General features: G+C 40.6%; 19 protein-coding genes. 16 read left to right on the top strand and 3 right to left on the bottom strand.

The window, feature by feature from the left end:
- Positions 1 to 162 precede the first annotated feature (162 nt).
- Positions 163 to 930 (bottom strand): glutamate racemase, encoded by a 768-nt coding sequence (murI, locus tag ABUA31_RS13615; protein WP_015533484.1) that lies wholly within the window; start codon positions 928 to 930, stop codon positions 163 to 165.
- Between the two features lie 219 nt (positions 931 to 1,149).
- Here murI and ABUA31_RS13620 point away from each other — a divergent pair, with 219 nt between their 5' ends.
- The 16 genes from ABUA31_RS13620 to ABUA31_RS13695 all read left to right on the top strand — a co-directional run bounded on the left by ABUA31_RS13620 (position 1,150) and on the right by ABUA31_RS13695 (position 10,774).
- Positions 1,150 to 1,653, top strand: a complete 504-nt coding sequence (locus ABUA31_RS13620; RefSeq protein WP_055147888.1) for an HD domain-containing protein — start codon at positions 1,150 to 1,152, stop codon at positions 1,651 to 1,653.
- Positions 1,654 to 1,734: 81 nt separating this feature from the next.
- Positions 1,735 to 2,562, top strand: coding sequence for a zinc ribbon domain-containing protein (locus tag ABUA31_RS13625; protein ID WP_349819033.1), 828 nt, complete (start codon positions 1,735 to 1,737; stop codon positions 2,560 to 2,562).
- Positions 2,563 to 2,592: 30 nt separating this feature from the next.
- Complete coding sequence (locus ABUA31_RS13630; RefSeq protein WP_349819034.1) at positions 2,593 to 3,387, top strand: enhanced serine sensitivity protein SseB; 795 nt, start codon at positions 2,593 to 2,595, stop codon at positions 3,385 to 3,387.
- Between the two features lie 14 nt (positions 3,388 to 3,401).
- The gene (locus ABUA31_RS13635) at positions 3,402 to 3,878 is read left to right on the top strand and encodes a COG2426 family protein (protein WP_055147880.1); all 477 of its coding nucleotides are present in this window, start codon (positions 3,402 to 3,404) and stop codon (positions 3,876 to 3,878) included.
- A gap of 38 nt (positions 3,879 to 3,916) precedes the next feature.
- Positions 3,917 to 4,159, top strand: coding sequence for a hypothetical protein (locus tag ABUA31_RS13640; RefSeq protein WP_055147877.1), 243 nt, complete (start codon positions 3,917 to 3,919; stop codon positions 4,157 to 4,159).
- Between the two features lie 134 nt (positions 4,160 to 4,293).
- Positions 4,294 to 4,443, top strand: coding sequence for a 50S ribosomal protein L33 (rpmG, locus tag ABUA31_RS13645; RefSeq protein WP_004849439.1), 150 nt, complete (start codon positions 4,294 to 4,296; stop codon positions 4,441 to 4,443).
- A 27-nt stretch (positions 4,444 to 4,470) separates the two neighbouring features.
- A complete protein-coding gene (secE, locus tag ABUA31_RS13650) occupies positions 4,471 to 4,683 on the top strand; it encodes a preprotein translocase subunit SecE (protein ID WP_015533480.1) in 213 nt (70 codons plus the stop codon).
- Positions 4,684 to 4,698: 15 nt separating this feature from the next.
- Positions 4,699 to 5,226 carry a transcription termination/antitermination protein NusG gene (gene nusG, locus ABUA31_RS13655; protein WP_015533479.1) on the top strand — a complete coding sequence of 176 codons (528 nt, stop codon included), beginning with the start codon at positions 4,699 to 4,701 and terminating at the stop codon, positions 5,224 to 5,226.
- A 43-nt stretch (positions 5,227 to 5,269) separates the two neighbouring features.
- Positions 5,270 to 5,695: a 50S ribosomal protein L11 gene (gene rplK, locus ABUA31_RS13660; protein ID WP_015533478.1), complete on the top strand. Its 426-nt coding sequence runs from the start codon at positions 5,270 to 5,272 to the stop codon at positions 5,693 to 5,695.
- Between the two features lie 55 nt (positions 5,696 to 5,750).
- Complete coding sequence (rplA, locus tag ABUA31_RS13665) at positions 5,751 to 6,443, top strand: 50S ribosomal protein L1 (RefSeq protein ID WP_015533477.1); 693 nt, start codon at positions 5,751 to 5,753, stop codon at positions 6,441 to 6,443.
- A 203-nt stretch (positions 6,444 to 6,646) separates the two neighbouring features.
- Positions 6,647 to 6,943, top strand: coding sequence for a WXG100 family type VII secretion target (locus tag ABUA31_RS13670; protein ID WP_055147874.1), 297 nt, complete (start codon positions 6,647 to 6,649; stop codon positions 6,941 to 6,943).
- 29 nt (positions 6,944 to 6,972) lie between these two features.
- Entirely contained in the window at positions 6,973 to 7,296 is a 324-nt protein-coding gene (locus ABUA31_RS13675; protein ID WP_161172264.1) for a hypothetical protein, read from the top strand.
- A 40-nt stretch (positions 7,297 to 7,336) separates the two neighbouring features.
- Positions 7,337 to 8,683, top strand: coding sequence for a hypothetical protein (locus ABUA31_RS13680; protein ID WP_349819994.1), 1,347 nt, complete (start codon positions 7,337 to 7,339; stop codon positions 8,681 to 8,683).
- 3 nt (positions 8,684 to 8,686) lie between these two features.
- A complete protein-coding gene (locus ABUA31_RS13685; protein WP_349819036.1) occupies positions 8,687 to 9,937 on the top strand; it encodes a type VII secretion EssC family protein in 1,251 nt (416 codons plus the stop codon).
- A gap of 6 nt (positions 9,938 to 9,943) precedes the next feature.
- Positions 9,944 to 10,216 carry a hypothetical protein gene (locus tag ABUA31_RS13690; protein WP_147360154.1) on the top strand — a complete coding sequence of 91 codons (273 nt, stop codon included), beginning with the start codon at positions 9,944 to 9,946 and terminating at the stop codon, positions 10,214 to 10,216.
- Between the two features lie 33 nt (positions 10,217 to 10,249).
- Entirely contained in the window at positions 10,250 to 10,774 is a 525-nt protein-coding gene (locus ABUA31_RS13695; protein ID WP_349819037.1) for a hypothetical protein, read from the top strand.
- Between the two features lie 88 nt (positions 10,775 to 10,862).
- On the opposite strand, the gene ABUA31_RS13700 is transcribed toward ABUA31_RS13695, so the two are convergent.
- Together ABUA31_RS13700 and ABUA31_RS13705 are read right to left on the bottom strand one after the other, a co-directional pair.
- Positions 10,863 to 11,336: a hypothetical protein gene (locus tag ABUA31_RS13700; RefSeq protein ID WP_022216207.1), complete on the bottom strand. Its 474-nt coding sequence runs from the start codon at positions 11,334 to 11,336 to the stop codon at positions 10,863 to 10,865.
- A gap of 2 nt (positions 11,337 to 11,338) precedes the next feature.
- On the bottom strand, positions 11,339 to 11,878 hold the full coding sequence (locus ABUA31_RS13705) for a DUF6120 family protein (protein WP_349819038.1): 540 nt from the start codon (positions 11,876 to 11,878) through the stop codon (positions 11,339 to 11,341).
- Between the last annotated feature and the right edge of the window lie 141 nt (positions 11,879 to 12,019).

Raw genomic sequence — 12,019 nt, forward strand, 5'->3', positions numbered from 1 at the left:
GCTTCGAGCATTTCTGTGCTAAGGCATAGCACGCAAACGCCCTTATCGCGTGCGGAGCCGCATGCATATAGAAATGCTTGAAGCGACAGCTGTAGAACGTGATTGACCATGTACATACACGGACTTTTTTATGTTGGATATATGTTTTGAGCCGTCCGTCAATTACGCTTCAAACAATTGGTGACAAAGTTTAATGGTTTCAGGGTTTGTACTGCTGCTGTAGAACTCCACAGTGCCCTTCTCTATGGAAGGCGTGAGAAGCTCAGCGATGCGCAGTCTCCTCTGAAGCTCCAGGGCGGTGCCGTGGGCTCCATTGAAGATCTTCACGTCAGGTCCGGCAATACGCTGTATAACCTTCTCCACAAATGGATAATGAGTGCAACCGAGAACGATGGCATCCACATGCTTCTCCAGAGATGGGGCGAGCAGTCCTTTCAGAAATTCAGTGATCTCCTCACCATCGAAAATTCCCTTTTCCACATAATCCGCAAGGCCCGGACATGGAACCGGGTAAATATCGGACTCCTTTGAATAATGTTTCATGAGTTCATGAAATTTAGGTAGAGCCAGTGTGGCAGGGGTGGCCATGACAGCTACCTTGTCGTGCTCCTTCCACAGAACCGCAGGCTTCAGAGCCGGTTCAATACCGATGATCGGTATGGAAGGATACTGCTGTCTCAGTGTCGAGGCTGCAACACTTGTGGCGGTGTTGCAGGCGATGACGATCGCCTTCACATCCTTTGCGAGAAGAAAATTGGTACACTGCTCCGATCTCTCAAGAATAGCCTCTCTGGTCTTTGTTCCGTAAGGTGCGTGTGCCGAATCGCCAAAATATATATAATTTTCACAGGGCATGAGCTCCACGATGTCGCGGAGAACGCTTATTCCGCCGAGCCCTGAGTCGAATACTCCAATTGAACGTGTGTCCATAATAAAATCTCCAATGTTTTGTATCACTTGTGTTGATAGTTTATCTCCAACCTAAAATTATACTATTATAGTCAATAAAAAACAACTTACGGAAGTATATATTATAGAAGTAACAGAAAATCCGGGCGTAAGGAAGATTAAATGTTTATAAACTGTATAGACTATTCACAAATAGTGGTGTTAGAATGATACGAGTCATAAAGAAAGGCGGATGATGACATGGCACGAAATTTGGTTTCTATAGTAAAAGAGAAAATGATTGAATACTATGCCGGGGATTCCAGACGGGTACATCACTTCCTGAAGGTTCATTCATTTGCGAAGCTGATAGCTGAGATGGAGGGCATGGAGCCCGACGAGATGCAGGTCCTGGAGATCGCAGCACTTGCCCACGATATAGGCATAAAGAACGCAGAACTGAAATATGGATATAATAATGGCAAGCTGCAGGAACAGGAGGGACCTCCTGAGGCAAGACGGCTGCTCAGAGAGGCAGGTGCAGAAGATGCCGCAGTGGAGAGGGCATGTTATCTGGTGGCACATCACCACACCTACAGGAATATAGACGGTTTGGATTATCTGATACTGGTGGAGGCCGATTTCCTCGTCAACATGTATGAGGATAAGGCGGACGCAGATACTATAAGGACGGCATACGATAATATATTTGCCACGGAATCCGGCAAAATGCTGTGCAGACAGCTCTTTTCGCTGGAATATTGAAAAAAAGATGAATTATGTTATACTTAACAGGTCAGAGATGGCGGCAGGGATAGACGCCGCTGTTAGATTTGGAGGAGAAAGATGAAGCTTTATATATCAAAGTTACTGTCTACAGCTTTGCCAATAGTAGGAGTGCTGTGTATATTTGGATTTGCATTTGCAGGAAATATAAGCATGGGCTGGATTCTGTTCGTAGTGCTTGCGCTTATATCAGGCATTATAAACACCATATTCTTCAGATGTCCGCACTGCGGCAAATCAATACCGGCAAACTGTACGGTCAACCAGAAGTATTGTCCTCTGTGTGGAGAGGATCTCGGTATGAAGCCTTCAAGAATAAGCTACTACGGAAAATGCCGCAAGAATAAGAACGGAGTTATGAGAGGTTATTCCACAGTTGGATCTATGGTATTCATAGTAAGCCTGCTCATACTGTTTCTCATTGTGATGGCTGTATTTGGAGTGGACAGTCTCAATAAAGGTATGGGAAGGATTGCAGTCATACTTGCATTCTGTGTGAGCGTTATACTTGCGATATTCTGTAGGATAGCGGTATCATCGGCGGTGAAGATGGATGACAAGGCGATATATTTCAGTAAGATACCATTTATGTGGAGAAAATACGAGATAGATGATATAGTAGAGAATGAGCGCGTTGTAGAGCCGTTCTATCACGTGAACAGAGGATACATATTTGCAACCTCAAAGGGAATGGTGGCTATACCGATGGCATCATATGCAGGTGGCCAGGAGTTCTTTACGGAATTTACCTCAAGGATAGGCCAGAGCATGCCGGATGTGAGACCGGATCTTGTGTTGTCCAAGAGATCAGATCAGGCAAAGGCTGATGAAGAGCACTATGAGGAAGCGGTGAAGCTTTACAACGAGCATTACGGTGAGAAGAGATAATACACAATTAATTAATGAAAGGATAACGAGATGGACGTAAAAGACATTGGAAAAAAGATTGAGAACGTGGAGCTTGTTGAGGCTATGCACGCAGTTAGAGAAAATGAGAACAAGGATACACTTAAGCAGCTCTTTGAGTCAGTGGTCCATGCAGTATTTATAGTTCCTGCAAAGTTCGACCAGGAGCCAAAGCCTGATGAGAATGGAAAGGTTACATTCCAGGACGGAGTGAAGATCAACTTCTCACTTCTGACAAATGAGCAGGGAGACAAGGTACTTCCGTGCTTCACAGATTATGAGTCGATGGCTTCATCGCAGTTTAACGATGGCTTCCAGAGAATAATACTTCCATATAAGCAGCTTGAGGATCTTGTGTTCAATTCAAATGGAAACATAAGCGGAATAGCTATGAATCCTTTCACTGAGAACTGCTTTATATCAGGAGAGTTTATCCGTCAGTACAGAGAGAGCTCACGTACAGGACTTGTACAGAGCAAGATCAAGCCAGGCGCAACAGTCAAGCTCAGAACACCAAAGTATCAGCCGATACAGATGCTTGATGCTGCAAGAGAGTATCTGGCAGACAAAGAGAATGTTGACAGAGCGTATATACAGATGATGGAGGAGCAGGGACAGGAGGATAAGTATCTTGTTGCTCTTGAGGTAAACGGAGACGAGAAGCCTGTATTTGCCGGACTCATACCTCTTATGAAGCCTCATTCATTTGGCATCGAGGTGGCACTGGTCAGAGCAGACAACATGCTTGGTAAGAAAGTGACAGAGGTGACAGAGCCGTTCTATGTTAGAGCCGGACTTGAAAATTAAATGAGAGGATCGTTATGTTAAAAAAATATCTGACTATATTTCTTATATCCATGGTACCAATACTTGAGCTTCGAGGCGCCATACCGTATTCGGTGGGCTTCGGGCTTCCGAGTATACCGTCATTTATAGTGTGCGTCATAGGCAATATGATACCGGTTCCATTTATATACTGGTTTGCAAGACGTGTGCTTGAGTGGGGAAAAGACAAGAGATTCATAGGCAAATTCTTCACATGGTGTCTTGTGAAGGGAGAGCACGGCGGACAGAAGCTCATGGCAAAGTCCGGCACTGGAGTGTATATCGCACTTCTGCTGTTCGTGGGAATACCACTTCCGGGAACCGGGGCGTGGACAGGAACACTGGCAGCCAGCTTCCTTGAGCTTGACTGGAAGAAAAGCGTTATCATGGTCATGCTGGGAGTGGTCATGGCAGGAGTGATCATGTACCTTGGAAGTATAGGATTGTTCGGAGCGATAGGTCTTTTGAAATAATACTGATATAAGTAAGATTTACAGAGAGGTTGATAAATATGGCATTTAATCCGGGAATGATGTTTAAGATCAAAGGAGCCTGGGAGCGGTTCGTCCAGAATCATCCAAAGTTCCCTATGTTCCTCAGAGCAGCCGCAGCCGCAGGAATAAAGGAAGGCTATATAATAGAAGTGAAGATCACAGATACAGAGGGCAAGACCATTTGTACCAATGTGAAGCTCACAGATTCCGACATGGATCTCATAGATGTCATAAAAGACATGAGTACAAACGGAAGATAGACGGACAGGATCAAATATACTAGAAATTATATAAAAGACTTCTTGACTTGCATAGGTCGATTGTGTTATTGTAGACTTTGCGATGAAAGAGGTCTTTTTTTTGTGCCTTAAAATAACAATGGAGGTAAGTGGAAATGCGCGTTAAAATAACATTGGCATGTCAGGATTGTAAACAGCGTAATTACAATATGACAAAGGATAAGAAAACGCATCCAGACAGAATGGAAACAAAGAAGTACTGTAGATTCTGCAAGGCTCATACAGTACACAAGGAGACAAAATAGTCTGAACCAGTAAGGAGGAATAGAGTTATGTCTAAATCTAGTAAAGAAGAAAAGTCAAATACTCTCAAGAGAAGCTGGTTTCAGGAATTAAAGGGAGAGTTCAGAAAGATTACATGGCTTGACAAGAGCTCCCTTGCAAGACAGTCATTTGCGGTAGTTGTTTCCTCAGTCGTACTCGGCTGTATCATAGCTATCGTAGATTGGTTGATCCAGATTGGTTTGAATTTCATAGTTGGGTAAAGGATGGTGAAGAATATGTCAGAGGCAGAGAATGCAAGATGGTATGTTGTTCATACCTACTCAGGATATGAAAACAAAGTAAAGGCTGATATTGAGAAAACAAAAGAAAACAGAAATTTACAAGACCAGATTTTAGAGGTAGTCGTTCCGGTTGAAGATGCCACAGAGATTAAGAATGGTAAGCCAAAGTCGATCGAGAGAAAGATACTTCCTGGTTACGTTCTCATCAACATGATCATGAACGATGTTACATGGTATGTTGTACGTAATACCAGAGGAGTTACAGGATTTGTCGGATCAGATCCAAGAAAGCCTGTACCACTCACTGATGAGGAGCTGAGCAATCTGTATCAGACCTCAGAGGAGGTTGTCATCGATGTTGAAGTGGGAGACTCAATAACGGTTACTTCAGGTGCCTGGGAAGGCACAGTAGCAACAATTAAGGCAATTAATACTGCAAAACAGACCGTAGCCATCGAAGTAGAAATGTTTGGTCGTGTGAATACTGTTGATATTGCGTTTGCTGATATCAAGAAGTTGTAATTATCAAGTGGATTGTACCACAGTATTTTGGAGGAATGCTAAAATGGCAAAGAAAGTAGAAGGATACATCAAATTACAGATACCTGCAGGAAAGGCAACTCCTGCACCACCTGTTGGACCAGCTCTTGGTCAGCACGGTGTAAATATCGTTGCTTTCACAAAGGAATTCAATGCAAGAACAGCTAATGAGGGTGACATGATCATTCCTGTTGTTATCACAGTATACCAGGATAAGAGCTTCAGCTTCATTACAAAGACTCCACCTGCATCACTTCTTATCAAGAAGGCATGTAACATCAAGTCAGGTTCTGCAAACTCAAAGAAGACTAAGGTTGCAACAATTTCTAAGGCTAAGGTTCAGGAGATCGCTGAACTTAAGATGAAGGATCTGAACGCTGCAAGCCTTGAGTCAGCTATGAGCATGATCGCTGGAACAGCTCGTTCAATGGGCGTTACAGTTGAAGAGTAATACAGATATTTAGTGGGAGGGTCGCTCCCGATATGACCACAGGAGGTTTATAATAATGATAAAGAGTAAGAAATATGTAGATGCAAGCAAGCTCTATGATAAGACCGCTGCTTACGAGGCAACTGAGGCAGTTGCTTTAGTTAAGAAGATGGCTTCAGCTAAGTTTGATGAGACAGTAGAGGCACACCTCAGACTCGGTGTTGATGGACGTCACGCTGATCAGCAGGTTCGTGGTGCCGTAGTTCTTCCACACGGAACAGGTAAGACTGTTAAGGTTCTCGTATTTGCTAAGGGTGCAAAGGTTGACGAGGCTCTTGCAGCAGGCGCTGATTACGCTGGTGGAGACGAGCTCGTGCCAAAGATCCAGAACGAGGGATGGTTAGATTTCGACGTTGTTGTTGCAACACCTGACATGATGGGCGTTGTAGGACGTCTTGGTCGTGTACTTGGACCAAAGGGTCTCATGCCAAACCCTAAGGCTGGAACAGTTACTATGGATGTAGCTAAGGCTATCTCAGATATCAAAGCTGGTAAGATAGAGTACAGACTTGACAAAGCCAACATTATCCATGTGCCAGTGGGAAAAGTTTCTTTCACAGAGGAACAGTTAAACGAGAATTTCCAGACTTTAATAAATGCTATTGTTAAGGCAAAGCCAGCCGCTGCTAAGGGTCAGTACCTTAAGAGCGTTGTAATTGCTTCAACAATGGGCCCTGGTGTAAAGATCAACACAACAAGCTACGTATAAAAGCCGGTTGACCTGAGCATCAGTCACACAAAAGCCCCACACCACTATGAGATATCTTCAGGATATTGCGTAGGGTGTGGGGCTTTTTATATGCAAAAAACGATAATAAATACTGATCAACATAAAATAGATTATCTAAATACATATTGACAACTATATCCAAAAGTAAGATACTGTATATAACATAAATGGAGAGGATGAGTATGGCAACAAAAATAAATATTAATACAAAACAGTTACATGCGGATATAAAGGCGTTGAAGGACGATATTGACGCGAGTATGCGTGAAAGACTTGTTATCCAGTGCGGATATGAAGAGCTTGCGTCACAGTGGAGCGGGCCGGCCGCAAAAACTTATGATGAAGGATTTCGAAATGCTATGACCAATATGAAGGCTTTATATAGTGATATTAAGGATAAGATAGATGGCGTTTATGACATGTGTAAATTGTTTGAGAAGTGTGAAGCTTCAGTATTGGATAGGATTCAGGAACTCTGATCGGGAAAAGTTCAGGAAGGAATGGTTATGTGGAAAGCGATACAGAAATAATAGTGGTGCCATTAAGGCAAATGTTGCTATTTGAAAAACTATTTGCGCAGAACTATGCGGATATGCTTGTACGATTTGGAAGTATTATAGAAACGTGCAACAAAATAAATGGTTATTGGGAAAGTGATGGATGGACAGAGATTTATGAAGATATGGCAGACAAATCAGATCGTATGAATGAGATCGTAGACGATATGACTAATTACTATAAGGATATTGTAAATATTACAGAAAGCTATGATGCTGTGGAAGCAATTAATGTGGATATTGGAGAATCTTTGTCGGGAGACGTAATTAACTAAAAGGAATATTGGGTTAAAAAGTAATATTAAGGGGTAAATGATGGACGGCACTGGTATAGAACTATATGTACATCTTGAGAAGCTGGAGGACGAAGTAGAACAATTTAATAACGTCAGTAAAAACTTTGGGGATTACATAGATATGTATAAAAGGCAGATGGATGTTATACGATACAGCAAAATGGCAGATGGGTTATATGACATGCCGGCACTTATAAGAACTTATGATGAGTTTGTGGAAGAAGCTGATCGGTTGAACAAGTTTTCAAAAGCTTTGCAAGATATATACAAAGAGTATAAGATGTGTAATGATACATATACTCAGATGGGTATAGATCTTGGAAATCAATATGCAATTACCCCGTGGACAAAGACAAATGAAGGAAAGATAGTCATTGGAACGAGCATAATAGTGGGATTGCTGGTGATTGCTATTGTAGCACCAGAGGTTACTGCTGCAGCGATGTCTACTGGCGCAATGACAAGTACAACAGCAGCAACTATGATAGAGACAGTAACGGCAGACATGGCGTGGGGTTCTCTAACAACATCTATGATGAATGCAGAGTATTCATGTTATATGGCATGCAAAAATGGAGAAAATCCTGCGGATGCCTTTGCTGATGCATATATGTGGGGTGCTTTGGAAGGTGGAGCCACTGGATTACTGGAAGGTTTTGGGGAGACGTTGGCTATAGTGAAAAGTGCAAAGACGATGACTAATACTGCAGCTTTTTTACAGCAATATAAAATAACCGGTTATGTAAATGGCGTTAACTTCGCAGTAATGGCGGGGAATTCGGCTTTGTCGACATCCATATATTGCGCCCAAGAGAAATCACATTGTAGAAACGTTTCGTTGGAGGATGCCGCAATTCAATATAAAGAGAATTTTACATATAATTTAGCGATAGATACTGCTGTTGGAATTGGCGAGAAATTTGTTGACGTAAAAAGAACAAAAAGTATAGAAAAAAATAAGGCAATGGAAGGAGAAAAGCGCAAGGTTGGAAAGCTTTCGACAAAAGAGAAAACTGTCCGGAAAATTACAAGTAAAAATGAAGGTTACAGTCAAAATCAGGCTTTTTTAAATGGAGAAAAATCAACGCGTAATGCTCAAGGAAGTATAAGTCCGACATTGTATAAGGATGGAAGTTGTATTGATGTCAGAAGTTATAATATTCAAAATGAAAGTGGAAGGGCAATGCTTATCAAAGATGTCACGACAAGAAGCCAGAAAATGAAAGCAAATTTGCCCACAGGAACAAAGCAGACAATAGTTATTGATGCAAGAGGACGGAGTATATCAAATAGAGATTTAAAAGATCTATACATGAAAGCAAAGTGTGCATTAGATAGCGATGTTGAAATTAAATTTATTAGGTAAGAAATGATTAGAGAAGATACAAATAAAAATATTATTGAAAGATTTCCAAGCATGGAGAGTGATCTCAAATTGCATGCGATTCCCCAACTTAATAAAAATAAAGAAGATATATGGACAGCTATAAAAATATTAGCATTTTATGCGGTTTTGGGCGTGTATGCGTATTATAAATATATGGAGATGACAGGTGAACCGCATACAAGCCCTTCCGTTACAAGATATACGCTTATGCTTCTGGGGGCTGTACCAGTAGGAATAGTGATTGCTCTTGTGGCCTTATATGATAGTATTCGTGATTATTTACGAAATAGACCCTCAAGAAAGAAAATAAAAAAAATAAGAGAGAACTATTTGGAGGATGTTAGCAAGCAGATAATTTCTTACAGAGAAGCCGCTTTAGAATGGATGAACAAACGGTTTGTGCCGGCAGAGAATCTGATAAGAAGAATTATGAGGGGAGAGAAAAAGATTCGTAATCAGGGAGATGTAATGCTTACATATAGACTAGGAACAGGTGATCTGGATATATCAGAGCATATCATACTTCCCAATATGGTAAATACACCACAGAATATTAAATTAAAGAGAACCTATAAAAAACTCAAAGAGGAATACGGAATAATACATGATATCCCCAAAGCTATAAGTCTGGACGAGGTGGGATTACTTGGCGTAGTAGGACACGGTGACAAGAGGAAGGCATACGATATAGTTAGGGCATTGTCTACGCAGATTTTGGTAAGTGAAGTGCCAGAGGATCTTAAGGTTGCATTTGTGTATGATAGTGTTAATAGTAAGGGGTGGAATAAATATGAGTCGTTTACGAGAACTCAGATGGAGACGGGCATTAGTCTTGTAGCAGGCACTCCTGAAAAAAGAGGAAAAGTATTAGACATGCTGGCACAGGCAATCGAGGAAAGAAAGGCTTTGAATGGAGTCGGCGTAGAAAATATGAAACCGCGGTACATAGTGTTTGTAGATGATATGGCTTTATTGGAAAATCATAGAATTGTGGAAGCACTGCGTGATGATCTGTGTGTCTGTGCATTTACATTTATTTTGGTGGAGGATTGTATAGAGAAGCTTCCGGGGAATGTTGAATATGCACTTGTTGATTCATCGGAATTTTCAGGAGTCTATTCTATGTCAGATGGTTCATGTATGCCGGTGGTATTTGATAAATTATCAGAGCAAAAATTTGATAAATATATAAAGTACATGAAGAGTGAAAATAAAAACGTTGCGGGGAGGTGATTTGTGTTGGAAAAAATAACAGATTATGAGTATGCTCAAATAGAATCCGCTATAAATGGTATATTGGGAATCCGAAATAATATAAGTCAATATATTCTAGATAGTTTATTTCAATCGGCAGAAAGCTTTAACAAGAATTGGAAGGGCGAAGCGGAGACCTTATTCGTAGGTAAACTTGAGCTGCTATACAATGCAATTAGTGACACAAATACCGCAGCATATAATATGGCAATGAGTATGAGTGAGCAGGCATCCGAAATTTATAAAAAACAAAATTAGAAATAATTTAACGGAAAAGGGAGAGTTAATGCAATGGCAGATACAAAGAAATATGGCTGGAATGTACAGATAGATGGTGTTCAATATCTGGTGGAGTACATGAAAGGAAGTATATTTATTAATGGTGGGGAGGCTTTCAAGCTCAGATCACTGGAGAGAACAGGCACCTTAAGAAAAGATAAACAGTTGAGCTATACAGTCCCGTTAGCAGGAAAAGAACTGAATCTGGTTATAAGCGCAGTGAGTGGTATCAGTCTCATTATGGATGGAATGGATCTGGGAACATATCCAGATGGTGCAGGAGCTAATCAAAAAGCTCCTGCCTGGATAGTAGTATTTTATGTATTATTTTTTATAGAATATTGGGGAATAATGGGTGGTGCCATAGGAGGCTTGCTGCTCGGAACTGCGGCAGTCGTGACGTTTATGGTTGCTAAAAGTGAGAAGCTTTCTACGGGCGTGAAGTTGGTAATATGCATAGCATTGTACGTTGTTGCTACTGCGTTGGAGCTGGTTATAAGATCTGCATTAGCAGGGGTGTCTGGCCGGTACAGATAAAATAAAGCCACATACCATATGAAAAATTTAAAAGATATTTCATGCGGCATGTGGCCTTGTTCTTTATCTTGTATAACTAACTAGTAAATTAGGAAATAGTTCCGTTAGCTGAACATGATATAGTAACTGATTTATTTACTGTCTGAAGCAGTACGCCCTTTGAGGAATACTTTTTTCCAACTGCAGTTGCTGTTGCTTTGTTGCCGGATCTTGTGCAACTGGACATAGACGTCTTCCAATATGAACTATTAGAAGTTGCTGCAGCTTTAGCGGATGTGCATTTGCTGGAAGAACCTGTATAACTGAATGTTGCGACAATCTGAAGACTCCAGAGAACGTTTCCGTTGGAATCATTACAGTATACAGTCTTGGAAGCAGTTTTTGTTTTTGTGGCTCTACTCAGAGATGGCTGAGTTGGCATTTCCTCGATAACTTCCACAAATGTAAGAGAGTCATCGCTCGTATCTTCTTCTGCGGCCTTAACAGTTGGAACGTTTATTGTAGACAAACAGATGAAAATCATACAACATATAGCTAATAATCTGCGTAATTTTTTATTCATATTTACTCCTCCGTATCTGTATTATTGTTATTATCATTATTCTGAGTTTCCGAGCTATTATTTAATGGTGCGTCTTCAACAGAATCCATCCATGATTTATCAGATAGATCATTTGGCGCTACACTATTTTGAATGACAATAGTAGTTGATGCAATGTCAGTACGCCTGGATATCTGCCATTCCTTATACAACATAACTGATATACATATTGCAAAACCCAGTATAACAGAAAGCGCGGTAATGAAAATATATTTTCCATATTTCTTTCCGTTCATGTTGTGGCATATAGTATCTGTGCCTAAATATTCAATATATGTATTGGCACAATCCTTGGGACTTCCAAACTTTTTAGACAGATGTGATACTGTGATCAACTCGCCTTCAAAACTTACTGCGTAATCATACATAGAACTACGCAGCATCTTTAAATATCTCTTTTCCCCCTTTCTGTATATTGGAAACTCTTTTTTAATAGCTTTAATATACTTATCTACAGTTTTTTCGTTTTTTTCATATGCTGAGTTGGCTGAGTTGGTGTTCATTTTCATTCTCCTTTTAATACAATTTCAATATGAACTAATATTATTTTATACTAAAATATCAGAAAATCAATAATGCTTTTGACATAAATAAACAAATTTTGTCAAAATGTGGCTGTTAGTTACAAAAATATAAACAAATAA

It is taken from the genome of Coprococcus sp. RTP31081st1_H1_RTP31081_211007 (genome assembly GCF_040227275.1).
GTDB classification, from domain to species: domain Bacteria; phylum Bacillota; class Clostridia; order Lachnospirales; family Lachnospiraceae; genus Coprococcus; species Coprococcus aceti.

What these genes read in the sequence shown, in the direction of transcription:
- murI (WP_015533484.1), bottom strand. Translation starts at nt 930, where the DNA reads ATGGACACACGTTCAATTGGAGTATTCGACTCAGGGCTCGGCGGAATA.
- ABUA31_RS13620 (WP_055147888.1), top strand. Translation starts at nt 1,150, where the DNA reads ATGGCACGAAATTTGGTTTCTATAGTAAAAGAGAAAATGATTGAATAC.
- ABUA31_RS13625 (WP_349819033.1), top strand. Translation starts at nt 1,735, where the DNA reads ATGAAGCTTTATATATCAAAGTTACTGTCTACAGCTTTGCCAATAGTA.
- ABUA31_RS13630 (WP_349819034.1), top strand. Translation starts at nt 2,593, where the DNA reads ATGGACGTAAAAGACATTGGAAAAAAGATTGAGAACGTGGAGCTTGTT.
- ABUA31_RS13635 (WP_055147880.1), top strand. Translation starts at nt 3,402, where the DNA reads ATGTTAAAAAAATATCTGACTATATTTCTTATATCCATGGTACCAATA.
- ABUA31_RS13640 (WP_055147877.1), top strand. Translation starts at nt 3,917, where the DNA reads ATGGCATTTAATCCGGGAATGATGTTTAAGATCAAAGGAGCCTGGGAG.
- rpmG (WP_004849439.1), top strand. Translation starts at nt 4,294, where the DNA reads ATGCGCGTTAAAATAACATTGGCATGTCAGGATTGTAAACAGCGTAAT.
- secE (WP_015533480.1), top strand. Translation starts at nt 4,471, where the DNA reads ATGTCTAAATCTAGTAAAGAAGAAAAGTCAAATACTCTCAAGAGAAGC.
- nusG (WP_015533479.1), top strand. Translation starts at nt 4,699, where the DNA reads ATGTCAGAGGCAGAGAATGCAAGATGGTATGTTGTTCATACCTACTCA.
- rplK (WP_015533478.1), top strand. Translation starts at nt 5,270, where the DNA reads ATGGCAAAGAAAGTAGAAGGATACATCAAATTACAGATACCTGCAGGA.
- rplA (WP_015533477.1), top strand. Translation starts at nt 5,751, where the DNA reads ATGATAAAGAGTAAGAAATATGTAGATGCAAGCAAGCTCTATGATAAG.
- ABUA31_RS13670 (WP_055147874.1), top strand. Translation starts at nt 6,647, where the DNA reads ATGGCAACAAAAATAAATATTAATACAAAACAGTTACATGCGGATATA.
- ABUA31_RS13680 (WP_349819994.1), top strand. Translation starts at nt 7,337, where the DNA reads ATGGACGGCACTGGTATAGAACTATATGTACATCTTGAGAAGCTGGAG.
- ABUA31_RS13685 (WP_349819036.1), top strand. Translation starts at nt 8,687, where the DNA reads ATGATTAGAGAAGATACAAATAAAAATATTATTGAAAGATTTCCAAGC.
- ABUA31_RS13695 (WP_349819037.1), top strand. Translation starts at nt 10,250, where the DNA reads ATGGCAGATACAAAGAAATATGGCTGGAATGTACAGATAGATGGTGTT.
- ABUA31_RS13700 (WP_022216207.1), bottom strand. Translation starts at nt 11,336, where the DNA reads ATGAATAAAAAATTACGCAGATTATTAGCTATATGTTGTATGATTTTC.
- ABUA31_RS13705 (WP_349819038.1), bottom strand. Translation starts at nt 11,878, where the DNA reads ATGAACACCAACTCAGCCAACTCAGCATATGAAAAAAACGAAAAAACT.